General features: G+C 72.7%; 31 protein-coding genes. 17 read left to right on the top strand and 14 right to left on the bottom strand.

All coding sequences use genetic code 11. The annotated features are described in order from the left end of the window. Positions 1-2: 2 nt before the first annotated feature. Positions 3-1,421 carry a cytochrome ubiquinol oxidase subunit I gene (locus tag BLW78_RS01825; RefSeq protein ID WP_091676122.1) on the bottom strand — a complete coding sequence of 473 codons (1,419 nt, stop codon included), beginning with the start codon at positions 1,419-1,421 and terminating at the stop codon, positions 3-5. A gap of 258 nt (positions 1,422-1,679) precedes the next feature. Here BLW78_RS01825 and BLW78_RS01820 point away from each other — a divergent pair, with 258 nt between their 5' ends. Continuing rightward, positions 1,680-2,900, top strand: coding sequence for a pyridoxal phosphate-dependent aminotransferase (locus BLW78_RS01820; RefSeq protein ID WP_091676120.1), 1,221 nt, complete (start codon positions 1,680-1,682; stop codon positions 2,898-2,900). Positions 2,901-2,915: 15 nt separating this feature from the next. Here BLW78_RS01820 and BLW78_RS01815 read toward each other — a convergent pair whose 3' ends face one another. Further along, complete coding sequence (locus BLW78_RS01815) at positions 2,916-3,842, bottom strand: dihydrodipicolinate synthase family protein (RefSeq protein ID WP_091676117.1); 927 nt, start codon at positions 3,840-3,842, stop codon at positions 2,916-2,918. 238 nt (positions 3,843-4,080) lie between these two features. Here BLW78_RS01815 and BLW78_RS01810 point away from each other — a divergent pair, with 238 nt between their 5' ends. The 3 genes from BLW78_RS01810 (at position 4,081) to BLW78_RS01800 (ending at position 6,398) form a co-directional block, all read left to right on the top strand. After that, a complete protein-coding gene (locus BLW78_RS01810; RefSeq protein WP_091676114.1) occupies positions 4,081-4,866 on the top strand; it encodes an amino acid ABC transporter substrate-binding protein in 786 nt (261 codons plus the stop codon). 93 nt (positions 4,867-4,959) lie between these two features. Next, a complete protein-coding gene (locus BLW78_RS01805; RefSeq protein WP_056522924.1) occupies positions 4,960-5,640 on the top strand; it encodes an amino acid ABC transporter permease in 681 nt (226 codons plus the stop codon). After that, positions 5,637-6,398, top strand: a complete 762-nt coding sequence (locus BLW78_RS01800) for an amino acid ABC transporter ATP-binding protein (protein WP_091676111.1) — start codon at positions 5,637-5,639, stop codon at positions 6,396-6,398. Before BLW78_RS01805 ends, BLW78_RS01800 begins: the two co-directional genes overlap by 4 nt. A gap of 196 nt (positions 6,399-6,594) precedes the next feature. On the opposite strand, the gene BLW78_RS01795 is transcribed toward BLW78_RS01800, so the two are convergent. Next, entirely contained in the window at positions 6,595-7,068 is a 474-nt protein-coding gene (locus BLW78_RS01795) for a DUF2243 domain-containing protein (RefSeq protein ID WP_091676107.1), read from the bottom strand. Between the two features lie 155 nt (positions 7,069-7,223). Further along, positions 7,224-9,233, bottom strand: a complete 2,010-nt coding sequence (locus BLW78_RS01790; protein WP_091676104.1) for an OPT family oligopeptide transporter — start codon at positions 9,231-9,233, stop codon at positions 7,224-7,226. Positions 9,234-9,449: 216 nt separating this feature from the next. On the opposite strand from BLW78_RS01790, the gene BLW78_RS01785 reads away from it, so the two are divergent. Further along, entirely contained in the window at positions 9,450-9,899 is a 450-nt protein-coding gene (locus BLW78_RS01785; protein WP_091676101.1) for a DMT family transporter, read from the top strand. 43 nt (positions 9,900-9,942) lie between these two features. Further along, positions 9,943-10,386: a DMT family transporter gene (locus BLW78_RS01780; protein WP_020090969.1), complete on the top strand. Its 444-nt coding sequence runs from the start codon at positions 9,943-9,945 to the stop codon at positions 10,384-10,386. 16 nt (positions 10,387-10,402) lie between these two features. Here the strand turns inward: BLW78_RS01780 and BLW78_RS01775 are convergent, their stop codons facing one another. Then, positions 10,403-11,131 (bottom strand): SDR family oxidoreductase, encoded by a 729-nt coding sequence (locus BLW78_RS01775; protein WP_091676099.1) that lies wholly within the window; start codon positions 11,129-11,131, stop codon positions 10,403-10,405. A gap of 204 nt (positions 11,132-11,335) precedes the next feature. Here BLW78_RS01775 and BLW78_RS01770 point away from each other — a divergent pair, with 204 nt between their 5' ends. Continuing rightward, positions 11,336-11,560 (top strand): hypothetical protein, encoded by a 225-nt coding sequence (locus BLW78_RS01770; protein ID WP_020090971.1) that lies wholly within the window; start codon positions 11,336-11,338, stop codon positions 11,558-11,560. Positions 11,561-11,630: 70 nt separating this feature from the next. Here BLW78_RS01770 and egtD read toward each other — a convergent pair whose 3' ends face one another. Both egtD and BLW78_RS01760 read right to left on the bottom strand, forming a co-directional pair. Continuing rightward, the gene (gene egtD / locus BLW78_RS01765) at positions 11,631-12,578 is read right to left on the bottom strand and encodes an L-histidine N(alpha)-methyltransferase (protein ID WP_091676096.1); all 948 of its coding nucleotides are present in this window, start codon (positions 12,576-12,578) and stop codon (positions 11,631-11,633) included. Then, entirely contained in the window at positions 12,575-13,549 is a 975-nt protein-coding gene (locus BLW78_RS01760; protein ID WP_091676094.1) for a methyltransferase, read from the bottom strand. The genes egtD and BLW78_RS01760 overlap by 4 nt, the downstream gene beginning before the upstream one ends. Positions 13,550-14,197: 648 nt before the next feature. On the opposite strand from BLW78_RS01760, the gene BLW78_RS01755 reads away from it, so the two are divergent. Then, positions 14,198-14,782: a YgjV family protein gene (locus BLW78_RS01755; protein ID WP_091676091.1), complete on the top strand. Its 585-nt coding sequence runs from the start codon at positions 14,198-14,200 to the stop codon at positions 14,780-14,782. Positions 14,783-14,885: 103 nt separating this feature from the next. Next, positions 14,886-15,626: a DUF4336 domain-containing protein gene (locus BLW78_RS01750; RefSeq protein WP_091676086.1), complete on the top strand. Its 741-nt coding sequence runs from the start codon at positions 14,886-14,888 to the stop codon at positions 15,624-15,626. 42 nt (positions 15,627-15,668) lie between these two features. Here the strand turns inward: BLW78_RS01750 and BLW78_RS01745 are convergent, their stop codons facing one another. Then, on the bottom strand, positions 15,669-15,914 hold the full coding sequence (locus BLW78_RS01745; RefSeq protein ID WP_091676084.1) for a hypothetical protein: 246 nt from the start codon (positions 15,912-15,914) through the stop codon (positions 15,669-15,671). 208 nt (positions 15,915-16,122) lie between these two features. Between BLW78_RS01745 and BLW78_RS01740 the strand changes: the two genes are divergently transcribed. Then, positions 16,123-16,527, top strand: coding sequence for a hypothetical protein (locus BLW78_RS01740; RefSeq protein ID WP_091676081.1), 405 nt, complete (start codon positions 16,123-16,125; stop codon positions 16,525-16,527). Positions 16,528-16,585: 58 nt separating this feature from the next. On the opposite strand, the gene BLW78_RS01735 is transcribed toward BLW78_RS01740, so the two are convergent. From BLW78_RS01735 to BLW78_RS01725, 3 genes are all read right to left on the bottom strand, one after another. Next, positions 16,586-16,891, bottom strand: coding sequence for a hypothetical protein (locus BLW78_RS01735; RefSeq protein ID WP_091676078.1), 306 nt, complete (start codon positions 16,889-16,891; stop codon positions 16,586-16,588). A 65-nt stretch (positions 16,892-16,956) separates the two neighbouring features. Then, positions 16,957-17,157, bottom strand: coding sequence for a hypothetical protein (locus BLW78_RS01730; protein WP_020090979.1), 201 nt, complete (start codon positions 17,155-17,157; stop codon positions 16,957-16,959). 21 nt (positions 17,158-17,178) lie between these two features. Then, positions 17,179-17,568 (bottom strand): hypothetical protein, encoded by a 390-nt coding sequence (locus BLW78_RS01725; protein WP_091676075.1) that lies wholly within the window; start codon positions 17,566-17,568, stop codon positions 17,179-17,181. A gap of 217 nt (positions 17,569-17,785) precedes the next feature. Here BLW78_RS01725 and BLW78_RS01720 point away from each other — a divergent pair, with 217 nt between their 5' ends. Beyond that, positions 17,786-18,049: a hypothetical protein gene (locus BLW78_RS01720; protein ID WP_026604594.1), complete on the top strand. Its 264-nt coding sequence runs from the start codon at positions 17,786-17,788 to the stop codon at positions 18,047-18,049. A gap of 168 nt (positions 18,050-18,217) precedes the next feature. Continuing rightward, positions 18,218-18,406, top strand: a complete 189-nt coding sequence (locus BLW78_RS01715; protein ID WP_020090982.1) for a hypothetical protein — start codon at positions 18,218-18,220, stop codon at positions 18,404-18,406. Between the two features lie 15 nt (positions 18,407-18,421). Here the strand turns inward: BLW78_RS01715 and BLW78_RS01710 are convergent, their stop codons facing one another. Then, positions 18,422-18,667, bottom strand: coding sequence for a hypothetical protein (locus tag BLW78_RS01710; protein WP_170855062.1), 246 nt, complete (start codon positions 18,665-18,667; stop codon positions 18,422-18,424). 154 nt (positions 18,668-18,821) lie between these two features. Here BLW78_RS01710 and BLW78_RS31245 point away from each other — a divergent pair, with 154 nt between their 5' ends. Next, on the top strand, positions 18,822-18,989 hold the full coding sequence (locus tag BLW78_RS31245; protein WP_020090984.1) for a hypothetical protein: 168 nt from the start codon (positions 18,822-18,824) through the stop codon (positions 18,987-18,989). A gap of 43 nt (positions 18,990-19,032) precedes the next feature. Here BLW78_RS31245 and BLW78_RS01705 read toward each other — a convergent pair whose 3' ends face one another. Next, the gene (locus BLW78_RS01705; RefSeq protein WP_244491794.1) at positions 19,033-19,362 is read right to left on the bottom strand and encodes a hypothetical protein; all 330 of its coding nucleotides are present in this window, start codon (positions 19,360-19,362) and stop codon (positions 19,033-19,035) included. A gap of 95 nt (positions 19,363-19,457) precedes the next feature. Further along, on the bottom strand, positions 19,458-20,216 hold the full coding sequence (locus BLW78_RS01700) for a CDP-diacylglycerol diphosphatase (RefSeq protein WP_091676071.1): 759 nt from the start codon (positions 20,214-20,216) through the stop codon (positions 19,458-19,460). Positions 20,217-20,312: 96 nt separating this feature from the next. Here BLW78_RS01700 and BLW78_RS01695 point away from each other — a divergent pair, with 96 nt between their 5' ends. The 4 genes from BLW78_RS01695 (at position 20,313) to BLW78_RS01680 (ending at position 22,516) form a co-directional block, all read left to right on the top strand. After that, positions 20,313-20,738, top strand: coding sequence for a hypothetical protein (locus BLW78_RS01695; RefSeq protein WP_091676066.1), 426 nt, complete (start codon positions 20,313-20,315; stop codon positions 20,736-20,738). A 134-nt stretch (positions 20,739-20,872) separates the two neighbouring features. Beyond that, positions 20,873-21,175, top strand: coding sequence for a hypothetical protein (locus BLW78_RS01690; protein WP_020090988.1), 303 nt, complete (start codon positions 20,873-20,875; stop codon positions 21,173-21,175). A 361-nt stretch (positions 21,176-21,536) separates the two neighbouring features. Beyond that, a complete protein-coding gene (locus BLW78_RS01685) occupies positions 21,537-22,067 on the top strand; it encodes a Ros/MucR family transcriptional regulator (protein WP_091676063.1) in 531 nt (176 codons plus the stop codon). 191 nt (positions 22,068-22,258) lie between these two features. Beyond that, positions 22,259-22,516 carry a hypothetical protein gene (locus tag BLW78_RS01680; RefSeq protein ID WP_091676061.1) on the top strand — a complete coding sequence of 86 codons (258 nt, stop codon included), beginning with the start codon at positions 22,259-22,261 and terminating at the stop codon, positions 22,514-22,516. Positions 22,517-22,588 lie beyond the last annotated feature (72 nt).

Below are 22,588 nucleotides of genomic sequence, written 5' to 3'. Positions count from 1 at the left end.
CCTCACTCGGCCGGCTGGAGGTGGCGGTCGGGGTCGATCGCCGGGGCGGGCGTGATGCCCGCCGTCCGGATCGGCGCGCCGGGCTCGATCCCGCTCTCGCCGGCATGCGGGGGCTGGCCCATCAGGCGCAGCATGTAGCCGGTGCCCATGGCGAAGACCGCGAAGTAGATCACCACGAAGGCGGTGAGCGAGGCCGCCACCGCCGGCGCGTGCAGCGGCGAGGCCGACTGCGCCGTGCGCAGCAGTCCGTAGACCGTGTAGGGCTGGCGCCCGACCTCAGTGGTGATCCAGCCGGCCAGCACCGCCACGAAGCCCGCCGGGCCCATGGCCACCGCGAAGCGGTGCAGGGGGCGCCACGCGTAGAGGGTGCCGCGCCAGCGGGCGAGGAGGCTGAGGGCGCCCAGGAGCAGCATCAGCATGCCGAGGCCGACCATGATGCGGAACGACCAGAACACGATCGGCACCGGCGGCCATTCCGACCGCGGCAGGCTGTCGAGCCCCTTCAGGGGCGCGTCGAGGGCGTGCTTCAGCACCAGCGACGACAGCTTCGGGATCTCGACCGCGTAGCGCACGGTGCCGGCCTCCTGGTCGGGCAGGCCGAACAGCACCAGCGGCGCGCCGTCCGGGTGACTCTGGAAGTGCCCCTCCATGGCCATGACCTTGGCGGGCTGGTGCTCCAGCGTGTTGAGGCCGTGCGCGTCGCCCGCGAGGATCTGGACCGGCGCGACCAGGGCGGCCATCCACATCGCCATCGAGAACATCGTCCGGGCCGCCGGGTTGGCCCGGTCGCGCAGCAGGTGCCACGCGCCGACCGCGCCCACCACCAGGGCCGTCGTCAGGTAGGCGGCCAGGACCATGTGCACGAGGCGGTACGGGAAGGACGGGTTGAACACGATCGCCCACCAGTCCAGCGGCACGAACTGGCCCTCGGCATTCGTGCCGTAGCCCGCCGGCGTCTGCATCCACGAGTTCACCGCCAGGATCCAGAACGCCGAGAAGCAGGTCCCGACCGCCACCATCAGCGTCGCCGCGAAGTGCAGCCGCGGCCCGACCTTGCGCATCCCGAACAGCATCACGCCGAGGAAGCCCGCCTCCAGGAAGAAGGCCGAGAGCACCTCGTAGGCCATCATCGGCCCCAGCACCGGGCCGGTCTTGTCGGAGAAGACCGACCAGTTCGTGCCGAACTGGTAGGACATCACCAGGCCGGACACGACGCCCATCGCGAAGGCGATGGCGAAGATTTTGAGCCAGTACTTGAACAGATCCATGAAGACCTGGCGCCCGGTGGCGAGCCAGAGCCCTTCCAGAACGGCGAGGAAGCTCGCGAGGCCGATCGAGAAAGCCGGGAACACGATGTGGAAGGCGACCGTGAACCCGAACTGGATGCGGGCGAGGATCAAGGGATCGAGGTTGGCGAGCACGTCGTGCCTCCGGCTCTGTGCGCGACTCGGCGTATAGCAATTTCAGAAATTTCTGAAAAGTCAAAACATCTTGTGCCGCCGGTGCGGCGCCCTGGCCATGCGCCGGCGTCCGGGGTCGATCCGGCCTCGGGGTCTGGACGTCCGCGCCCGAACGCGTCAGGCTCGCCGGATTCCTCACAGGTCGGGACCACGCGGGCCCCTGGACGCGCGCCGCGCGACGGGACGCCGCGTCCCGACGCACGGAGAGCACGCGCCGCCATGGCCGACACCCTCGTCTCCGCCGCGCCCGTCGATCTCGCCGCCGCGCTCTCGGAGCGCATCCGCGGCATCGGCACGAGCCAGATCGGCCTCGTGGCGGATCGCGGGCGGGACGACCCGGAGGTGGTGAAGCTGTGGATCGGCGAGGGCGACCTGCCGACGCCGCCCTTCATCGTCGAGGCCGCGCACCGGGCGATGCTCGACGGGCACACCCGCTACACCACGTCGCTGGGGCTGCCGGCGCTGAGGGCGGCGCTCGGCGCCTACCATGCCCGCCACTGGGGCGTGGAGATTCCGCCGGACCGGTTCGGCGTCACGGCGGGCGGCATGAACGCGATCATGCAGGCGGCCCAGGTGCTGCTGGAGCCGGGCGACGAGATGATCATCCCCTCCCCGGCCTGGCCCAACCTCGGCGAGGCGGTCCGCATCGCCGGCGGCGTGCCCGTGACGGTGCCGTACCGCCGCCTGTCGGACGGGCGCTTCGCGCTGCCGCTCACCGACATCGCGGCGGCGATCACGCCGCGCACCCGGGTGATCATGGTGAACTCGCCCTCGAACCCGACGGGCTGGACCATGCCGCTCGCCGAGATGACGGCCCTGCGCGACCTCGCCCGGGAGCGCGGCCTCTGGATCCTCTCGGACGAGGTCTACGCCCACTTCACCTACGGCAACCGGATCGCGCCGTCCTTCCTGCAGATCTGCACGGAGGACGACCGGCTGATCGTGACCAACACCTTCTCGAAGAACTGGGCGATGACCGGCTGGCGGGCCGGCTGGGTGATCTATCCCCGCGGCCTCGCGCCGACCTTCGCCAAGCTCGGGCAGTACAGCACCACCTCGATCCCGACCTTCGTCCAGCACGCCTGCATCGCGGCCCTCGAGGAGGGCGACGGCTTCATCCGGACGATGGTGGACCGCTGCGCCGAGGCCCGGGCGATCCTGGTGGAGGGGCTGTCGCGCCTCCCGGGCGTCACGGTCGCGCCGCCGGACGGAGCCTTCTACCTCATGGCCCGGATGGGCGGCGACGAGCCGAGCCTCGACCTAGCGCTGCGCCTGCTGCGGGAGGCCAAGGTCGGCGTGGCGCCCGGCACCGCCTTCGGACCCGAGGGCGAGGGCCTGGTGCGGATGTGCTTCGCCATCAGCCCGGACCTGGCGCGGGAGGCGGTGCGCCGGCTCGCGGGCGTGCTCGGGACCCGGGCGCCGGCCGCGGCGGCGCACTGAGTCGGGGCGAGCGGCTCAGCGGCCCCAGCGCAGGACCAGCGCGTCGTTCCGCCGGGCGAGCTCGATCAGGCCGGCCCGCGTCGCCGGGTGCAGGGGCTGGATCGGCAGCCGCGCGGTCTCGCTCGCGATCACGCCGCCCTCGGCCATCAGCGCCTTGCAGGCGAGCAGGCCGCACTGCCGGTTCTCGTAGTTGATGAGCGGCAGCCAGCGCGCGTAGGCGTCCATCGCCTCGTCGCGACGCCCGGCCGCGTAGGCGTCGGTGATCTGGCGGATGCCGTCCGGGTAGCCGCCGCCGGTCATCGCACCCGTCGCGCCGGCGTCGAGGTCGGCCATCAGGGTGATCGCCTCCTCGCCGTCCCAGGGGCCCACGACCGCGTCGCCGCCGAGCGCGATCAGCTCGCGGAGCTTGGCCGCGGCGCCCGCGGTCTCGATCTTGAAGTAGGCGACGTTCGCGATCTCCCGGGCCATGCGCGCCAGGAGCGGTGCCGACAGCGGCGTGCCGGCCACCGGCGCGTCCTGGATCATGATCGGGATCGAGATCGCGTCCGAGACCGCGCGGAAGAAGTCGACGATGCCGAGCTCCGGCACGCGGATCGTGGCGCCGTGATAGGGCGGCATGACCATCACCATCGCGGCGCCGGCCTCCTGGGCGCGGCGCGAGCGCTCGGCGCAGACCTGCGTGGCGAAGTGCGTCGTCGTCACGATCACCGGCACGCGGCCGGCCACGTGGTCCAGCACGGCGTCCATCACCCGCTCGCGCTCGTCGTCGGTGAGGACGAACTGCTCGGAGAAGTTCGCCAGGATGCACAGGCCCTGGCTGCCGGCGTCGATCATGAAGTCGACGGCCCGGCGCTGCCCGTCGAGGTCGAGGGCGCCCGCGGCGTCGAAGACCGTGGGGGCGACCGGGAAGACGCCGCGATAGGCGGGGACGGACGAGGTCATGCGCGGTCCTTCTGCCGGGATCGCGCATCCCGGCGGACGACCGTGTCCGCGGGCGGGATCCGGCCGCCTCTTAGCACGCGGCCTCGGTCCTGGCGCGTTCCGGACCGCGCGCACCGCGCTGTCGACAAGCCCACCGGCTTTCCTGTACGGCCGAGATCTTCTTTGCTTTGTCCATCGACAGCCGAGATCGGGCGCGGCGGCCGCACGAGAACGGCGTTTTCTTTTCGGAGCTACTGTAATGCGATTCTTCTCTGCGAGCCGCGTCGCGGCGCTCGTCGCGGCGACGCTCCTCGGCGCAATCGCCGGCGCGCCCGCGCGGGCCGACGATCTCGACGCGATTCGCGCCGCCAAGACCCTGCGCATCGGCACCGAGGGCACCTACGCGCCCTTCACGTTCCACGACGCGTCCGGGCAGCTCGTCGGCTTCGACGTCGAGATCGGCCGCAAGGTCGCCGAGCAGCTGGGCGTCGCGCCGCAATTCCTCGAGGGCAAGTGGGACGGGCTGATCGCCGGGCTCGACGGCAAGCGCTACGACGTGGTGATCAACCAGGTCGGCATCACCAAGGAGCGGCAGGCGAAGTTCGACTTCTCCGAGCCCTACATCCGCGCGCGGGCCGTGCTGATCACCCGGGCGGACCGGTCCGACATCAAGTCCTTCGCGGATCTCAAGGGCAAGAAGGCCGCCCAGAGCCTCTCCAGCAACTTCGCGCGCCTCGCCGAGCAGTCCGGCGCCGAGCTCGTCGGGACGGACGGCTTCGACCAGTCGATCCAGCTCGTCCTCACCGGCCGCGCCGACGCCACCGTCAACGACAGCCTGTCGTTCCTAGACTTCCACAAGCAGAAGCCGAACGCCCCCGTGAAGATCGCCGCCGAGCAGGCCGACGCGGACGCCTCCGGGATCATCATGCGCAAGAACAACCCGGCCCTTAAGGCGGCGATCGACAAGGCGCTGGAGGCGATCAGGGCCGACGGCAGCTACGCGGCGATCGCCCAGAAGTACTTCGGGGCCGACGTCTCCAAGTAGACCGTCCGCAGAGGGCCCGCCCGGACGAGTCCCGCCCGGGGCGCCGCCCCGTACAGCCCCACGCTTCGATCGCCCGGTAGGAGACGCCGCCCCGTGCCGCACTGGCTCGACCTCATGCTCCAGTCGCTGGGGCCGCTGCTCGCGGCCGGACTGCGCTTCACCGTGCCGCTGACGCTCATCACCTTCGTGCTGGGCCTCGCGCTGGGGCTCGGGACCGCCCTCGTGCGCCTGTTCGCGCCCCGGCCCCTGGCGGCCCTGGCGTGGTTCTACGTGTGGATCTTCCGGGGCACGCCGCTCCTCGTGCAGCTGTTCGTGATCTTCTACGGCCTGCCGAGCGCCGGCATCCTGATCGACGCCTTCCCGGCCGCCGTGATCGGGTTCACCCTCAACGTCGGCGCCTACACGTCGGAGATCGTCCGCGCCGCCATCGCCTCTATCCCGAAGGGCCAGTGGGAGGCGGCCTACGCCACCGGCATGAATCCGGTCCAGGCCCTGCGCCGCACGATCCTGCCCCAGGCGGCGCGGGTGGCGGTGCCGTCGCTCGCCAACTCCTTCATCGCGCTGGTGAAGGACACCTCGCTCGCGGCCGCCATCACGGTGCCGGAGCTGTTCCAGGCGGCCCAGCGCATCGTCGCCGTCACCTACGAGCCGCTGATCCTCTACATCGAGGTGGCGCTGATCTACCTCGTCCTGTCGACGCTCCTGTCCTGGCTCCAGACGCTGCTGGAGCGGCGCCTCGGGCGCTACGGCGGCTACCTGGAGGCCCGCGCGTGATCGCCCTGTCGGCCATCGAGAAGCGCTTCGGCGACAACCCGGTCCTGCGGGGCGTCGACCTCGCGGTGCCGGAGGGGCGGGTCACGGCGCTGATCGGCCCCTCGGGCTCGGGCAAGTCGACGCTCCTGCGCTGCGCGAACCTGCTGGAGGTCCCGCAGGCCGGGACGCTGACCCTCGGCGACATACGCCTCACCTTCCGGCCCGGCAGCCCGCCGGCGCGGCGGGACGTGCTCGCCGTGCGCCGGCAGACCGGCATGGTGTTCCAGAATTTCCAGCTCTTCCCCCACCGGACCGTGATGGAGAACGTCACCGAGGGGCTCGTCACCGTCGGCAAGTGGCCGCAGGACCGGGCGCGGGCGCGCGCCCTGGAATTGCTGGAGCGCGTCGGCCTCGCCCACAAGGCCGCGGACTGGCCCGCCAGCCTGTCGGGCGGCCAGCAGCAGCGGGTGGCGATCGCCCGGGCGCTGGCCCCCTCCCCGCGCCTGCTGCTCTGCGACGAGCCGACCTCGGCCCTCGACCCGGAACTCGCCGCCGAGGTGGTGGACGTGCTCGCCGGCCTCGCGAACGCGGGCACGACCATGCTGATGGCGACCCACGACCTGCGCCTCGCGCGGCGCGTCGCCGACACGGTGGTGTTCCTGGAAGGGGGGCATATCGTCGAGCAGGGCGCGGCCGCCGACGTCTTCGGCCGGCCGGCCGACCCGCGCACCCGCCGGTTCGTCCGGACGCTGCTCGGCGAGGCGGCCGAAGGGGCGTGAGAAGGGGCCTACGGAACGGGCCGGGACGCGGGATTCAGCGCGTCAGGCAGCGGAGCGTGAGAAGATCCTCGACGGTGAGCGCGGTCCCGAAGACCAGGGGCCGCCAGGCCGGCAGGGTGGCGAGGCTCAGGCCGGCCGCCAGGGCGAGCCAGGGCGAGCCAGGGCAGGACCGGGCGCAGGCCGGGACCGGCGGCCCTCACGCGGGATTCCGCGCCAGCGACGCCTCCTCGCCCTTGCCGACCACCACGAGGCCCAGACCCGCGGCCAGCATGGCGCCGCCCCAGAGCAGGAAGCCGATGTCCCAGTAGAGCCACTGCTCCGGCGGTGCCCGCTCGTTGACGTGGTGCACGCCGAGGATCTCGTGGTCGATCAGGCCCTCGACGAGGTTGAACAGGCCCCAGCCGATCAGGAGCGACCCGGCGAGCAGCTTGCTGGACCAGTAGAGGTGCGTGCGATGCGCGGCGCGCCAGAGGAGGAACAGCCCGAGGACCACGAAGACGTAGGTCGCGCTGTGGAAGAGGCCGTCCCAGCGGGTGTTCAGCTCGAGGTTCGGGATCGTGTCGATCGGGTACCAGCTGCTCAGCATGTGGTGCCATTGCAGGATCTGGTGCAGCACGATCCCGTCGAAGAAGCCGCCGAGGCCGAGCCCGAACAGGATGCCGGCGCTCACGGGGAAGACGCGCTCCCGGGTGTCGGCCGCTCTCTCAACCGCCCTGTCAGCCGCTCTGTCAGCCGCTCTCATGCGCAACTCCGGCGTGGCGGAGGCCGCGGCCGCGCGGGCGACGGCGTCCTGCGGGGAACCCGCCCGGGGCGCCGGCGGATCCGTCACGCCTCCCGCGGGACCGCTTCCGGTCGCGAGACCATCCGCAGGTAGACGGCGAGCCCCGCCAGGAAGACCGCGAGGCCGAGCCCGGTGGCGTAGGGCGCGAAATCCTTGCCGGCCACGGCGATCGCCGAGCTGTGGCCCGCCAGGAGGTCGGTGCCGGCGAGCAGCACGCCCACGAAGCTCTCGCCGACGAGGAACCCGGACGCGAGGAGGACACCCCGGCGGCGGGCAGTGCCGACCGCCTTGTCGGCCTTCGCGTCGCCCTTCGCGCCGACCCGGGCGCGCAGCCGGCGCTCGGCGACCCAGCCGAGGATGCCGCCGATGGCGATCGTCATCTCCACCGAGAGCGGCAGGTACATGCCGATGCCGACCGTCAGGGCCGGGAAGGTGAGGTCGCGTCGCTTCAGCCACGTCTCGGCCGCCACCAGGACAACCCCGAGCCCGGCGCCGATCAGCACCATGGTCCAGGGCAACTCGCCGTGCGTGATGCCGTTGGCGATCTGGGTCATCAGGGCCGCCTGGGGCGCCGGCATGGCGCTCCCCGCGTCCTGCCCGTCCCGCGCGGGGGCACCGACGAAGCCGTAGGCCTCGTAGAGCAGCGACAGGAGCGGGGCGATCACCACGGCGCCGACCCCGACGCCGAGGATGAGCGCGACCTGCTGGTGCCAGGGCGTGGCGCCGAGCACCTGCCCGGTCTTCAGGTCCTGCAGGTTGTCGTTGGCGATCGACGAGGTGGTGATGATGACCGACGTCAGCAGCAGCGCCATGCCGGTGACGAACCGGTCTCCCTCGGGCCCGGCGGAATGCCCCAGGACCAGGGGCAGGAGCAGCGCGGTCGCCATCGTAGTCAGGATGCCGATCCCCGAGATCGGGCTCGACGAGGAGCCCAGCAGGCCCGCGAGGTAGCCGCAGGCCGCCGCCATCAGGAAGCCGAACAGGACGGTGAACAGGGTGGCGGCCACCGCCAGCACGATCGTCAGGCCGCCGAGGTCGGCGGCCCCGGCGAAGGCCCAGAACAGCAGCGCGAGCGGCACGCACAGGCCCAGGGTCGCGGCGGCCACCCAGGTGATCGGCAGGTCGCGGTCCTCGCGCGGGTGATCCTTGCCGAGACCGCCACTGCCCGACAGGGCGGCGCGGATGCTCCCGAGGATCGGGCGCGCCAGCGAGCCCACGGTCCAGAGCCCGCCCACCGCGATGATACCGGCGCCCATGAGGCGCACTTGGCCCGACCAAACCGCCTCGGCGGCCGCGCCCGCCGACTTGGCGGGATCGGGCGACAGGGCGGTGAGGATCGGGACCGCGATCCCCCAGGCGATCAGGACGCCGGTCAGCAGCGCGAGGCAGGCGCCGATGCCCACGAGGTAGCCGACGCCGACCAGCGCCAGCGAGAAGCCGGTCCCGGTGCGGAACACCGCGCCGCCGAGGCTGACCGCGCCGTTGAGCCCCTCGCCCAGGACCTTCAGCCCCGTGGTGGCGAGCCCGATCGTCCCGGCGGCCGCGGCGGCCCCGAGCAGGTCCCGCAGGCCGTGGCCGCCCTGCTCCTCGTGGCCGGTCCTGAGCACCTCCGCGGCGGCGATGCCCTCGGGATAGGGGAGATCGCTGCCCGACACGAGGGCGCGGCGGAGCGGGATCGAGAAGGCGACGCCGAGGAGGCCGCCCAGCAGGCAGACCGCCGTGGTCTGCCAGAACGGGAAGCCGTGCCAGTGGCCGACGAGGACGAGCCCGGGAAGCGCCAGGATGACGTTGCACAGGGTGCCGGCCGCCGAGGCCTGCGTCTGCACGATGTTGTTCTCGAGGATGCCGGCGCCGCCCATCAGCCGGAACGCGCCCATCGAGATCATCGCGGCCGGGATCGAGGACGAGAACGTCATCCCGGTCTTCAGGCCCATGTAGAGGTTGGCGGCCATGAACACGACTGTGATGGCCGCGCCGAGCGCGATCCCCCGCAGGGTCAGCTCGGCCTGACGGTCCTGCGTCGTCGGCGTGATCGTCGGGCTGCGGGCGTCCATCGTCCACTCGGGCTGCCACAGGCACAGCACGCGAGGGGCCGGAAACGTTCCCGCGCCGCGCCCGGCCCGCCCGGCCTCACCCTGCCCCGCCCCGCCCTGGGGCGATCTGTCCCGGCGCCGACCGGGCCTGTGATGCAGTCACCCGGCGCGGCGGCGGGTTTGGCAGCAGACCGCCCCGTCCGGGTGCGATCCACTCCTCGTCGGGAAGGCGCCGCCTTGTCCAAGTGGTATCTCTACGGCATCGCCCTCGTGGCCGGCGTCGCGAACGCCATCGAGCCGGGCCAGAACGCCACGCTGGCGAAGGTCACGGGGCAGCCGATGCTGGCCGGCCTGTTCTGCTTCGGCCTCGCGATCGCCTGCTTCCTCGCCGCGATGGCCGTCGCCCGGCTGCGCGGCCGCTCCCAGGCCGAAGCGGCCACGCCCGTGCCCTGGTGGGCTTGGCCGGGCGGCGTGCTCGGGGCGGCGGTCGTCCTGGCGCAGCTCTACATCTCCGAGAAAGTCGGCGCGGCGCCGTTCCTGGGCTGCGTGATCACCGCGGGCGTGGTCGGCTCGATCCTCCTCGACCATCACGGCCTCGTGGGCTTCGAGCGCCACCGCGCCGGGCGCTGGCGCATCCTCGGCGGCGCGCTGATGGTCGCGGGCGTCACCCTCGTGGCGGCGTTCTGACGGGACCGTCGATCCGAACGCCTCGCACCCTTAGGATCCCAGCATGCTCTTCCTGTACGGCTTCGCGCTGCTCGCGGGCATCGCCACCGCGATCGAACCGGGCCAGAACGCGGGCCTCGCCAAGTCCCTCGCGCGGCCGCTGCTCGCCGGCGTGGTGAGCCTCGTCGTCAGCGTCGCGGCGATCTGCGTCGCCATGCTGGTGACGGGGCAGTACGGGTGGCCGACGCTGGACCGCCTCGCGCAGGTGCCGTGGTGGGCGTGGCTCGGCGGCGTGATGAGCGCGGGCCTGACGATGGCGCAGCTCTCCGTCTCCGCGCGGATCGGGGCCGCCACCTTCCTCGGATTGATCGTGACGGCGGGCGTCGTCACGTCGATCCTGCTCGACCATTTCGGCCTCGTGGGCTTCAAGGTCCATGAGGCCGGCCTGTGGCGCATCCTCGGCGGCGCCCTGATGATCGGCGGCGTGGCGCTGGTCGCCCGGTTCTGAGGCCCGCCCCGGCGGATCAGATCGTCCAGCCGCCGTCGATCACGACGGCCTGGCCGGTCGTGTAGGTCGCGCCCGCGAGGTAGACGGCGAGGTCGGCGATCTCCTCGGGCGTGCCGAGCCGGCCGATCGGCTGGCGCGCGATGAAGGCCGCGCGGGTCTGCTCGTAGTCGCCCTGCTGGCGGATGCGCTCCTGCAGCGACGGGCTCTCCACCGTGCCGGGGCAGATGGCGTTGCAGCGGATGTTGTGGCCGACATAGTCGGCGGCCACCGCCTTGGTCAGGCCGATCACCGCCGCCTTCGTCACCCCGTAGGCGAAGCGGTTGGGCACGCCCTTCACCGAGGAGGCCACCGAGGCCATGTTGACGATGGCGCCGTCGCGGCGCTCCAGCATGCCGGGCAGGACCGCCCGGATCGTGCGGATCATCGCCTTGACGTTGAGGTCGAGGGCGAAGTCGAGCTCGTCGTCGCGCATCTCCAGGATGGTGCCGGCGTGGACGGTGCCGGCGCAGTTGAACAGGATGTCGACCGCGCCGATGCGCGCGACCAGGGCCCCAACCGCCTCCGCGTCTAGCACGTCGAGGGTCGCGGTGCTGAGGTTGTCGGCGCGCAGGTCGGCGAGGGCGTCCACGTTGATGTCGGTGGCGTGGACCTGCGCCCCGGCGCGGGCGAAGGCGAGCGCGCTGGCGCGCCCGATCCCCTGACCCGCCGCCGTGACCAGGACCGTCTTTCCGGAAAGATCTGCCATTGCTCGCTCCAGCAGGCTGCGCGGCGCCGCGCGGGCGTCCGGACCGGGCCGCGCCCGGCGGGGCCGCCGATCAGGTCCGGTGGGCCCGGCCGAGCGGCCCATCCTTGTAGGTTCTGACCGCGCCGGGCTCCAGGCCCGATCGCGTCGGATCCGGGGCCGCCGTTCGGGCGTTCTCCCGGCGTCACCGTTCTGTGGAGGATCGCCGTGGGGCTCGCCGCCTTCGTCTTCTTCGTCGTCCCGTGGATGGCCGTCGCGATCTGGATGTCGATGCGGCCGTCCGGCGCGCGCCTCGGCACTCCGTCCGCCCCCTGGCGCCCGCTGACGGATTACCCGCCGCCGGCCCGGGATCAGCGGCAGGCCGGCGAGACGCGGAGCATGGAGTCGGGCTCCGCCCACGACGGCAAGCACGCGCCGATCGAGGCCGTCTAGAGCGCCCGCCGCCGGATCAACTACTGGCCCGGCGCGCGCGAGCGTGTCGGGAGAAGAGTTCCGCGCCGGGTCAGGCCTCCGCCTGCAGCAGGTGGAGGTTGAAATCTCCGCCCTCCCCCGTCCACAGGGCGCGGGGCTGCCAGCCGCTCTCGGCCGCGAGCGCCCGGAAGGCGTCCGCCGGGTACTTGTGCGACGTGTCGGTGCGGACGCTCTCCCCCGCCGCGAACGCGATGGTCCGGTCGCCCAGCCGGTAGCTCGCCGGCCGGGTCGCGACGAGGTGGGCCTCGACCCGCAGCGGGTCCGGGCAGATCCGCACGGCGTGCCGGAAATTGTCGCGGTCGAAATCGGCGCCGAGTTCCCGGTTCAGCCGCGTCAGGATGTTGCGGTGGAACGCGGCCATGAGGCCGTCGGCGCGCCCGTAGGCGCGCTGCAGGCGGTCCGGGTCGGCGGTGCCGTCCGCGCCGACGAGGAAGAGGCTCGGCCCGAGCGTGGCGCGCGCGCGCTCGAGGAACTGCCGGGCCCCGCGCGGGTCGAAGTTGCCGATGCTCGTTCCCGGATAGAAGCCCAGGATGCCCCCCGGCCCGGCCCCTCGCGGCAGCTGGACCGGCTGCGAGTAGTCGGCACAGACCGGAATCATCGGGATGCCGGGGTAATCGGCGGCGAGCCGCCGGATCGCGGCCTCCAGGTACGCCCCGGAGATGTCGATCGCCACGTAGGCCGCCGGTTCGGGCAGCGCGTCGAGGAGCGTGCGGATCTTGCGGCTCGCGCCGCTGCCGAACTCGACGACGGTCACCCCCGGCGTCACCCGGCGCGCCACGTCGGCGGCGACCTGCGGCAGGACGGTCATCTCCTGCGCGGTCGGGTAGTAGTCGGCGCTGTGGCAGATCCTGTCGAACAGGTCCGAGCCGGTCTCGTCCCAGAGATACTTTCCCGGCAGCATCTTCGGCTCGGCGGAGAGGCCCGCGAGGGCGTCCCGGAGGAAGGTGTCGGTCGAGCTGTCGGTCAGGGGATCGGTCATGGCCGGGTCACCGGGCGCGTGGCGGTCAGGACGACGAGGGCGAGCCGCTCGACCGCGTCGTAGGCGGGCGTCGCGAGTTCCTCGCCGTACGCGTCCGGGTCGAACTCGCGGTAGGTCCAGTCCAACCCGGCCCGGTCGCAGAGGTCGGCCACGGCGTCGCGGAACGGGTCCTCGCCGTCGACGATCGCCGCGCCGGTGAACAGGACGAGGCTGCCGCCGGGCGCGAGCCGCCCGGCCGCCTGCTCGGCCACCGCGAGCGGCAGCCCGGCCCCGAGGGGGCCGCCGCCGTGCCGGTAGGCCCGTTCCGCCGTGTCGATCATGAAGGGTGGGTTCGACACGATGAGGTCGAACGGGCCCTCGACGTCGCGCAGCAGGTCGCTGCGGCGGACATCGACCCCGTCGGTCCCGGCGAGCCGGGCGTTGACGCGCGCCGCCCGCATGGCCGCCGGGTTGATGTCCACGAGCACCACCTCGGCGCCCGGTGCCCGCTTGGCGACGCAGATCCCGGCCGCACCCGAGCCGCAGCCGATATCGACCGCGCGCCGCACCGGCCGCGACCGCGCCTCGAGATGCGCGATCACCCCCGCGGCGAAGCGCATCGTGTCGGGACCGAAGAACACCGCGTCGGCCGCGCTCGGGGGATACGCGGAATGGACGAACAGCTCGCCGTCGAGGCTGGAGACGCGCAGCGTCGGCCGCAGCAGCGGGCCGTCCTCGAGCACGGCGCCGGCCGCCCGCATCAGGCGCAGGATCGGCTCCGGGACCAGGTCGGCGCGGAACGGCCGGCTCCAACCGAACACGTCGCGCAGGCTGCGCGCCTCGGCGTGCCGCGGCCGGGCATTGACGTGGGCGTGGGTGGCCGGGGTCACGGTGGTGAAGGTGTAGCCGGTCTCGCGCAGGGCGCGCGCCAGCGCCAGCACCGCCTCCTCGTCCTCGGGAAACGGAGCGGCAATCGGAACGGAACGCGTCATCGGTCGGCCCTCAGCTGTCCATCCGGCGCATCACGAAGGCGCCCGACGCGCGACCGGCGGCGACCTGCCGGACGTCCCCGGTCGAACAGCACCGCGAAGCTCCGGAACAGGCCCGGCTGCGCGCGGTACCGCGCGGTACCGACAGAGGAAGGCGAGCAGGGCCGGGTAGATGCGGGCGTCGTCCAGGCCCGATGAAGTCCCGGAACCGCGCGGCGACGGGATGGTGATCGTCATACGTGGGAAGCTGCATCGGAGCGTCGGTTCACACCACCGGTAGCGGGCGCGCGCGCACCCCCGCCCGAACGGCCGCGGTGTCGTCCCGACTCGAATGCCCGGAGAACCGGAAGCCGCAGGCATTGTTCCCGGCGCAATACGCGCGGATCGGCCCCTGATCTATGTTAATCCCAGAGTTCAAACATCTTGTTTTGGTTTAATACTCACATGATGTAGATCGACACACTGAATGAACGATGATCGGGCCCACGGATATGCGGGCACGGCGGGTCGCCGCGCGGGACCGCGGTGCGGCGGCGCGGCCACGCTCGCCGGGTCGCGATCGTCGCCGGAGGCGGCGTTAACCATCCGATTACCGGGCGATCCTAGCGCGATCGACTGAAACGGCGCCCCCGCGCCGGCCGGTCGCGCACGATGAACGCCGCATCATTCCTGTATTCCTGGTCCGCCGCCGCCGCGACGCACCTCGATCTGTTCGGGTCGCTGGGCCTGATCCTGGGCTTTACTGCGGGGGTGATGCCGCGGCGCGCCTGGATCCTCGCGGCCTCGGCGGCCTGTGCCGCCTGCTTCGGCGCGCATTACCTGACGCTCGGGGCGCTCACCGGGACGGCGATGTGCGCCATCTCGGTGCTGCAGAGCCTCGTCTCCCTCCGCTGCGTCGGCGCGCCCGGCCGGGGCGGCTGGGTGCCGCCCGTCTTCGCCGCGAGCACCCTCGCGGCGGCGTGCCTGACGGCGGCCACGTGGAACGGCTGGCCGTCGGCCTGCGCGGCCGCGGGCGCGCTGCTCGCCACCGGCGCGCGGCTCCAGGCGGCGCCGCAGGCGATGCGCCAGCTCTTCCTCGGCGCCTCCCTGTGCTGGGCCGGGCACAATCTCCTGGTCGGCTCGGTCTTCGGACTGACCTGCGACGTGCTGACGATCCTCGGTCTCGCGATCGCGCTGCTGCGCGCCGCCCCGGTTCCGCCGATGGAGCCGGTCGCGCCCGACTGCGCGCGGGCGTGAGACGCCCCGGGCCTGCGGCGATGGATCCGGGAAACCCGCCGCGGCCCCGCCGTTGCACGGGAGCGGGCGCGTGACGTCCCGCGGCCGAGGAAGAGAGCGGGATTTGCCGGACGCGACCTATCCACCCCTCGACGTGCTCAAGCCAGTGGCCGAGGGCGTCTGGATCGTCGACAGCGGGCCGCTCCGCGCCCTCGGCATCCCCCTGCCCGTCCGGATGACCGTCGTCCGTCTCGGGGACGGATCGGTCTGGCTGCACTCCCCCACGCGCTACGACGCGGGCCTGCACCGCGCGATCGCCGCGCTCGGACCGATCCGCCACCTGGTCGCGCCCAACATCGCCCACTGGACCTTCCTGAAGGACTGGCAGGCGCAGTGTCCGGAAGCCCTGACCTGGGCAGCCCCGAACCTGCGCGAGCGCCGCCAGGTCCGACGCGCCGGCCTGCGCGTCGACCGGGTCCTGGAGGATGCGGCGCCGCCCGACTGGGCGGCGGACCTGCGCCAGGTCGTCGTGCCGGGCGGGTTCGGCTTCCGGGAAGTCGCGTTCTTCCACGGCGCGAGCCGCACGCTGATCCTGACCGACCTCGTCCTCAACCTGGAGCCGGCGAAGATGCCGGCGCTGCTGCGTCCGCTCCTGCGCCTCGCCCGCATGACGCCGCCGCACGGCGAGCCGCCGCCCTACCTGCGCCTCGTGATCAGGCTCCGGCGGCGCGACGCCGCGCGGGCGGCCGCGGATCTCGTCGGCTTGGCGCCGGAACGGGTCGTGTTCGCGCACGGACTCTGGTTCGCCGCGGACGGTGCGGCCCGGCTGAGACGCTCGCTCCGCTGGCTCGGGACGCCGTCCTGAGGATAACCCCGATGATCACCCCGAGTTTCGCCGTCGCCGCCGTCAGGCCGCGGCGATCAGCTGCCGCATGATCCAGGCCCGGGCCGCCGGAAGGTCCGCGAACAGCGGCGGCCCGAGGGGATCGATCGGGCCGAACCCGGCTTCGAGGAACCACTTCCCGGCATCGGCCCCGTGCTGCGCCGAGAGACGGACCAGGATCGCGACCAGGAACCCGTCGGCGAAGACGAGCTGACTTTCGGCATCGTCGCTGCCGGTCGCGACCTGCACGGCCTGCAGGCTCAGGATCATGCGGCCATCGCCTTCACGACGCGAGCGGGTTGAGGGCGTGCGACCGGAGGCGATCGTCGCACCGCGGCGACGGCGCGGATCTCCGTGCCGGCACACTGATCAATCAGCCCTTCGCCCCGAAGTTCCGGCCTCGCGGCGGTCCGGAACACGGCCGGAACCGCCCGGTTGGCCAACCATGGACCGGTGGCCGCGCGGAGCAGGATCGCAGATGGATGACAGGCAGATGGCCCGCGGGCTGGCTTGGTTCGGGATCGGGCTCGGCCTCGCCGAGACCTTCGCGCCCCGGCGCGTCGCCGCGGCGACCGGCCTCGACGGCCACGAGGGCCTGATCCAGCTCTACGGCCTGCGCGAGATCGCCTCGGGCGCGGCGATCCTGGCTGCCGCCGAGCCGGAGCGGCATCTCGGCCTGCGGGTGGGCGGGGATCTCCTCGATGCCGGCCTGCTGGCGACCCGCGCCACGCCCTCGAACCCGCGGCGCAACCGCACCCTGGCCGCGGCCCTGGCGGTGGCGCCCGTCGTCATGCTGGATGCCGCCATCTGGCTGAGAGCGCGCGACAGGCGCGGCCCATCTCCGGGCGATCCCGGCCGGAGGTCCGGCGCGATCGCGCGATGACCGTTACAAGGGTGGCGACGAGGGTGGCGACGGGGATGTGGCGACGGGAGCGGTGCGCTCAGGGCTGTCCGGGCGCGTCCTTCGCCGGGTCTCCCCCAGAATCGTCCGCCTCGCCTTCCGCGGCGGGTTCGGTCCCCTCGATCGCTCGGGCGAGCTCGGTCAGCACCTCCTCCACCATCGGCGGCCAGGGGGCCCTCTCCTCATCCATCAGGCGGGCCGCGCCGACCAGCGCGGAGATCTGCGCCTCGTAGACCGGGCGGCCTACCAGCTGCGCGTAGCGCACGCGCGCCGCGAGCGCCGTGGCCAGGCGCTGAACCTCCGCGATCTTCGCGCTCGGCGCGCCGCTGCCGTCGCCGTTGCCCATCCGTCCACCCCCTCGGGATCCTCACCGATCCTCATAGGCCATGGCCGGGACACAGTCAGGACCGGCTACCAGGCTTCGAGAATCCGGCCGCCGACGAGCGCGACGACGACACCGACGAGCAGCGCCATGCCGATGTCCCGGAGCGGCGCGGTGATCAAGCCGGCCTCGGGAGCCGGCGGCGACACGTAGCGGGTCAGGCTCTCGGGCAGCGCCGGCGCCGGCGGCACGGGGGCCCTCCGCCGAAGGGCCAGGCGGATACGGTGCATGGGCGTGATCCCCGGACGACCTCAGGCGGTCTCGACCTGGCGGGGCCCGGCGGCCGCCTGGGCCTTCCGCGCGGACGTCTTCGGCCGGACGAAATCGCCGAGGGGCTTGCAGGTCGGCAGGCCGATCACCTCGACCGACCGGGTCGCGGCCTGGGGCGCCGCATTGCGCGGAACGACAACCTCCGTCCCGTCCGCACTCTCCGTCTGCCCTTCGCCGAGATCCGGCAGCTCGACGCGATGCCCGACCAGGTACGCCTCGATATCGATGAGGCGGTGGCGCAGCCGCCAGATATCGTTCTCGACGCCGTTGATCTGCACGAGGAGGTCGGAGACGGTGCCCTGACGCGCCGCGATCGCCGAGAGCACAGAGGCCCGCTCGTTCAGCAGCACGGCCTTGACGGTCGGGTTCATGACGTACGCCTCCGAATGTTACAGCACCACGATTCCCCAATTCGGAAGCGAAGACAGTTCTCAAAATGGCTTAGCCGTTACGCCCGAAGGTGAACGGCCGCATTCAGCCGCCGAACGACTCGCGCCGGGGTGCCGATCGCGCGCGGAGGCGGGAACTTCTCGCGCGCGCGTGCGTCAGTTTCGCACAGACCGACGCACGCAGTGCTGGGAGCTTCACATGCGCAGATCCGCGACTCTCGCCATGGCCGCCGCCCTGACCCTGGCCTCCGTCACCGCCTGGGCCGACCCGGTGAGCCAGACGGGCACCGGCGGCGGGCCCGCCACCACCGCCAAGGCGCCCCATACCGCCGCGACCGGCCAGACGGTGCCCAATCCCGGCGCCCTCGGCCCGAACGAGACCGGCAGCATCGAGCGCCGCGACGCCGTCGAGGAGCGCAACGACGCGATCACCCGCGGCATCTGCATCGGCTGCAACCGCTGATAGCGGCGGGCCGGCGGCTACAGGGCTTCGGCAAGACCGCGCGCCTACGGCGTCCCGGCCATGACCGCGATTCATGGCCGGGGTGCGGTGGCCGCGGCCGGGGGTTGAAGCCCCGGCCGCTCTGGCCCAAATCAGCGCGCCTCACCGACCATGAACAGGAGTGAACACGTGGCAAACGAGTCTGTCGAACAGGCGGCAGAGAAGACCTATTTCGGCCTGACCCTCTCGCAGCACGCGGACCGGATCCGGAAGCTCGCGACGGAGCGGGGCCTGACCGGGGAGACGTTCGACCGCGTGACCGCGCAGGCCGTGGCGATGATCCCGACCATCAAGGTGACCGACGCCGCCCAGCGGTGAGCCGGGCCGGGCCGATCATCGCTCGGCCCGCAGCCCCTTGAGCATGCGCCGGGCGATGGTCCGCACGGCCTCATCGTCCCGCGCCTCGCCCTCGACCGTATCCCATAGGTGGACGAGGCTGCCCTCGAGTTCGTCCAGCAGCTCCGGGTTCTGCCGCGCCAGGAACCGCATCGTCCCGAACAGGAGATGCTCGATCGCCATCTCGCGCCGGCGCGCCTCGGTGACGGGATCCGGGTGCGGCTTGGATGTCTGATCGCTCATGGCCGGCCAACGGCCCGCGCGGGCCGCGGTTCGCCGGGCCGTGCGCGGTGCGACGCCGCGGACGGCCCCGAGCCTCGACAACGCACGCGACCGGGAACAGCGCCGGACCGACACGGTTTGCCGGTCAGGAACGGGCGTCCGGAGAGGGCTGACGATGGCCGAGGCGGATCCGCGCAAACCCGGGGACGAGGCCCCGCCCGGCACGCCGGGCACCGGCGAGAACCTGTGCCGGACCTGCGGCGGCACCGGCAAGGTCGCCGACGCGCAGTGCTCCGATTGCCGGGGCAGCGGTACGGTGACGACCGGAATCGGCGGCGCCTGACGCCGTATCACCCGGCACGATCGGCGCGGAGACCGCGACGCGCTCAGCGCCGCAGCGCGCCGAGCCACGCGGTGAGCGGCTCCACGAACGCCGCCCAGGTCCGTGACCACACCGTGCCGGTGCGGGCGTCCGCCGGGCGCGCGCCGGACATCAGGGCAGCCACCAGGGCATCCTCGCGGGCCTTGCACTCGTCGAGGGCGTTGCGCTCGTCGCCGGCGCGGCTCTGCCCCGTCGGCTGATGCCCCGTGGCGTCCCGCAGGCAGCGGTGCCACGCGCGCTCCAGCTCGGCCGGATCGGTGGCTCCGGCGGCCGGCCCCGCAACCGCAGGTCCGGTGGTCAGGAGGAGCATCGCGGACAAGCTGAGCACCGGCATGCGCATGCTCGCTCTATGCCCGATTCGTGCCCCCGAGAGATAGAACGTAGCAGCAACAGTGGCCACGGCTCGGCACGGCTGGGCTCGGCCGCCGGTCAGCCGGCCCGGCCGTGCCTGGCCACCCGGCAGCCGTGATCCATCAGGTATTCGGCACTGGCCTCAGGCTCCCGATAGGCGAGCAGGATCATCCCGCCCCGCGGATCCCCGGGATCGGCCTCCACCGCCGCGAAGCTCGCGTCGTGCAGGTGGCCCTGCCAGCCCGGCACGCGGGCCAGAGCGGCGAACGGGTTGAACGCCGCGACCGCGTCCGCCGGGACCCGCATGGCGAGGTAGGACACCTCCGCCAGCGGCACCGGGAACGGGGCCCAGCTGTCGCCGACGGCGTCGCCGTGGGCCTTCAGGGCCGCCGTGACGCTCCGGCGCATGCAGTCGAGGTGGATGTGCAGCTGATCCTGGCTGCGGCCGCCCACGGAATTCACCTCCAGGCCCACCGCGGAGGGCGGCAGGCGGCCCTGCAGCGCGTCCGACACGTAGTGCCGGGCCGCGAGCGCCGCCCGCCAGTAGGCCGCTCCCCGCGGGCCCTGGAGCACAGGGGCCTCGATGCCCGAGACGCTGTCGGAGGGCATCACCACCGTGTGGGTGGGCTGGCCCGGCGCCCGCAGCACCGCCGTTCCCGGGCGCGCCGCGTCGCCGAGATCGACCGCGAGGCAGGGAAAGCTCCGGCCCGCGGCCTTCTTGGCGAGCACGCAGCCCTGCAGCGCCACCCAGAGCACGTCCCGCACCGGATTGGCCGCGATGGCGGCCGGCATCACCGAGAAGGCGAGAAGGGTCGCGACGACCAGAGTACCACGCATGATCAGATGTTCCGGTCCCCGGCCGTCGTTATGATACGTCGGACGGCGCGCCATCGTTGTACGCGGCCGCCGTCGCCGCGAGGTTACGTTTCCGCGATGCTGAGATCGAACGCGCAGTGGCACGGCCTGATACGGGTCGCGGCCTGGATCCTGGTGGCACTGATCGCCGCGATCACGCTGGTGCCGATCGGATTCCGCCCGGTGGTCACGGCCAATCCGAGCTACGAGCGCGTCGCGGCCTACGCACTGGCCGGGCTGCTCATGACGGTGGCCTACCCGCGGCACTGGCTCTGGATCCTGGCGGGCAGCGTCGTCCTGGCCGGCGGCCTTGAAGCCGGCCAGACCCTCACTGGGACCCGCCACGGCCGGTTCGACGACTTCCTGATCAAGGCCGCCGCCGGGCTCGTCGGCGCCCTGGCGGGCCGCCCGCTCGCGATCCTGGCCGACCGCGCCCTCGCCGGCGGCACCGCGGCCGGCACCACCCTGGCCGGCCGCGATCTGGGCGACCGCACCTGCGGCTGAGCCGTGTCCGCCGTCGCGCCCATGCCGCCGGCGCATGGCCGCGGCGCCGGTCCAGTGCCGGACGACGGGCAGCGCGCGGAAACCGCCGAGCTTGACCCGCGTTGCTTTGAAGGGGCTCTCACGCGAGGTGCTGCATGTTCGGCGCGGCCAAGCTCACGGGACGGTTCTGGTTCCGCAAGACGTGGACGGGCAAGCTGGTCCTGCTCGTCGAGGAAGAGAGGCCGCGGTGGTTCAGCCGCACCGGCCTCACCAAGCTCCGCTGGCGCGACGCCCGCCTGCTCGATCTGGCCGAGGCGCCGATGCGCACCCTGATGACCCTCGAGCGCAGCTACCGCGCCGACTACGCGGCCGGGCCCGCGCGGGTCCTGCAGGCCGTCATCCCGCCCGGGACGCGCGGCGCGATCGCCACGCCGATCGGGACCGCGGCCAACGCCTGAGCGTCGCCGCGGCGCGAGGGCGCGGGCCGAGCATGGAGGGGCAGGGCTCGGCCCGCCTGTCGTTCGGCTTCTTACCCCCAAAGCCGGAGCGACCCTGTCAGTGACCACGGTCAGGGTTAACGCTTTGTGAAGAGCCCCGCCCGGTCCGGCCGGTCGGCTGCGGCCGAAGGCGCCCGAGGATCCGGAAATCGGGGTGCCGGCGGGCGAAAGATCCGGCGCGAAATGCGCCACTGATCTATGTTGGTATTCGCCACTCCATTCGGTAGATAACAGGCATAATGGGTTATCTTCGTGCAGATAAGGACTTGACTGTCGAGAAGCGAATGCACGTTCATGGATCACTCACACGTGAGAGGCGCCCATGGAAGATAGCAATCCTGCACCGCATCAGGACCCGATCGATTTCGTCGAGCTGACCGCCGATATTGTTTCGGCTTATGTCGCCAACAACTCCGTTCCGGTTCCCGACCTCCCGTCGCTGCTGTCCGGCGTCCACGCCGCGCTGGCCGGTCTCGGGCACACGACGGTCACGTCGGAGCCCGAATTCAAGAAGGCGACGCCCGCGCAGATCAAGAAGTCGATCACGCCCGACGCCCTGATCAGCTTCATCGACGGCAAGCCGTACAAGACGCTCAAGCGGCATCTCACCGGCAACGGCATGACGATCGAGCAGTACCGGCAGCGCTACGGACTGCCGCCGGACTACCCGACAACCGCGTCCAACTACTCGGCGATGCGCGCCGAGTTCGCCCGCAACGCCGGCCTCGGCCACAAGCGCCGCGGCCCGGCCGCCAAGCGGAGCGAGCCCGCGGAGATCGTCGCGGCGGAGGCCGGCGCCGGCACGAAGGCTCCCAAGGGCCGCAAGACCCGGAAGGCCGCCGCGGAGGCGTGAGGCCCCGGCCGCGCGCTCCGGCGCGCACTGCCGGCGCCCCGCGCGTCAGGACCTGAGATGACGGGACCGGGGACGGCCTCGCCCGACCCACCCGTCACCTCCCGGCCGGTCCCGGACCGGCGCGCGTCGGAACGACCCCAGCGGCCAGCCGTTGGGCCGGTTGAACGCCCGACCGCGCGACGGAGCCACGCTTGACCCGATCGATCCCCGCCCTCGTCCTCGCCGCCACGCTGGCCGCCCTTCCGGCCGCGGCCCGGGCGCAGGATCGGCCCGGCCCCGGGGCGGCGCCACCGGCCGAGACCGCGCCGAAGCCGGCAGCCGACACGAAGGACCCGGGCAAGACCGCGACGGAGGCCGTCACGCATCCCTCCGCCGTGCCGCCGACGGAGGGCGCGGTCGGCACCGGCAAGCCCCCGGCCACGGGCGACGCCCCGACGACCGGCCGGTAGAGTCCGCCCCCGCACCCCCAACCCTGTCCGCCCGCCGCCACCCCCGGCCGGCGGCCACATCCCCGTCGCGGC

Source organism: Methylobacterium sp. 275MFSha3.1 (assembly GCF_900108435.1).
In the GTDB taxonomy this organism is placed as follows: domain Bacteria; phylum Pseudomonadota; class Alphaproteobacteria; order Rhizobiales; family Beijerinckiaceae; genus Methylobacterium.
This window is presented reverse-complemented; position numbering and strand designations above follow the sequence as displayed.

Coding starts and splice junctions, on each gene's coding strand:
- BLW78_RS01740 (WP_091676081.1), top strand. CDS start 16,123: ATGGATGACAGGCAGATGGCCCGCGGGCTGGCTTGGTTCGGGATCGGG.
- BLW78_RS01710 (WP_170855062.1), bottom strand. CDS start 18,667: ATGAGCGATCAGACATCCAAGCCGCACCCGGATCCCGTCACCGAGGCG.
- BLW78_RS01780 (WP_020090969.1), top strand. CDS start 9,943: ATGCTCTTCCTGTACGGCTTCGCGCTGCTCGCGGGCATCGCCACCGCG.
- BLW78_RS01745 (WP_091676084.1), bottom strand. CDS start 15,914: ATGATCCTGAGCCTGCAGGCCGTGCAGGTCGCGACCGGCAGCGACGAT.
- BLW78_RS01730 (WP_020090979.1), bottom strand. CDS start 17,157: ATGCACCGTATCCGCCTGGCCCTTCGGCGGAGGGCCCCCGTGCCGCCG.
- BLW78_RS01735 (WP_091676078.1), bottom strand. CDS start 16,891: ATGGGCAACGGCGACGGCAGCGGCGCGCCGAGCGCGAAGATCGCGGAG.
- BLW78_RS01810 (WP_091676114.1), top strand. CDS start 4,081: ATGCGATTCTTCTCTGCGAGCCGCGTCGCGGCGCTCGTCGCGGCGACG.
- egtD (WP_091676096.1), bottom strand. CDS start 12,578: ATGACCGATCCCCTGACCGACAGCTCGACCGACACCTTCCTCCGGGAC.
- BLW78_RS01720 (WP_026604594.1), top strand. CDS start 17,786: ATGCGCAGATCCGCGACTCTCGCCATGGCCGCCGCCCTGACCCTGGCC.
- BLW78_RS01790 (WP_091676104.1), bottom strand. CDS start 9,233: ATGGACGCCCGCAGCCCGACGATCACGCCGACGACGCAGGACCGTCAG.
- BLW78_RS01695 (WP_091676066.1), top strand. CDS start 20,313: ATGCTGAGATCGAACGCGCAGTGGCACGGCCTGATACGGGTCGCGGCC.
- BLW78_RS01815 (WP_091676117.1), bottom strand. CDS start 3,842: ATGACCTCGTCCGTCCCCGCCTATCGCGGCGTCTTCCCGGTCGCCCCC.
- BLW78_RS01775 (WP_091676099.1), bottom strand. CDS start 11,131: ATGGCAGATCTTTCCGGAAAGACGGTCCTGGTCACGGCGGCGGGTCAG.
- BLW78_RS01685 (WP_091676063.1), top strand. CDS start 21,537: ATGGAAGATAGCAATCCTGCACCGCATCAGGACCCGATCGATTTCGTC.
- BLW78_RS01755 (WP_091676091.1), top strand. CDS start 14,198: ATGAACGCCGCATCATTCCTGTATTCCTGGTCCGCCGCCGCCGCGACG.
- BLW78_RS01725 (WP_091676075.1), bottom strand. CDS start 17,568: ATGAACCCGACCGTCAAGGCCGTGCTGCTGAACGAGCGGGCCTCTGTG.
- BLW78_RS01700 (WP_091676071.1), bottom strand. CDS start 20,216: ATGCGTGGTACTCTGGTCGTCGCGACCCTTCTCGCCTTCTCGGTGATG.
- BLW78_RS01760 (WP_091676094.1), bottom strand. CDS start 13,549: ATGACGCGTTCCGTTCCGATTGCCGCTCCGTTTCCCGAGGACGAGGAG.
- BLW78_RS01690 (WP_020090988.1), top strand. CDS start 20,873: ATGTTCGGCGCGGCCAAGCTCACGGGACGGTTCTGGTTCCGCAAGACG.
- BLW78_RS31245 (WP_020090984.1), top strand. CDS start 18,822: ATGGCCGAGGCGGATCCGCGCAAACCCGGGGACGAGGCCCCGCCCGGC.
- BLW78_RS01820 (WP_091676120.1), top strand. CDS start 1,680: ATGGCCGACACCCTCGTCTCCGCCGCGCCCGTCGATCTCGCCGCCGCG.
- BLW78_RS01705 (WP_244491794.1), bottom strand. CDS start 19,362: ATGCCGGTGCTCAGCTTGTCCGCGATGCTCCTCCTGACCACCGGACCT.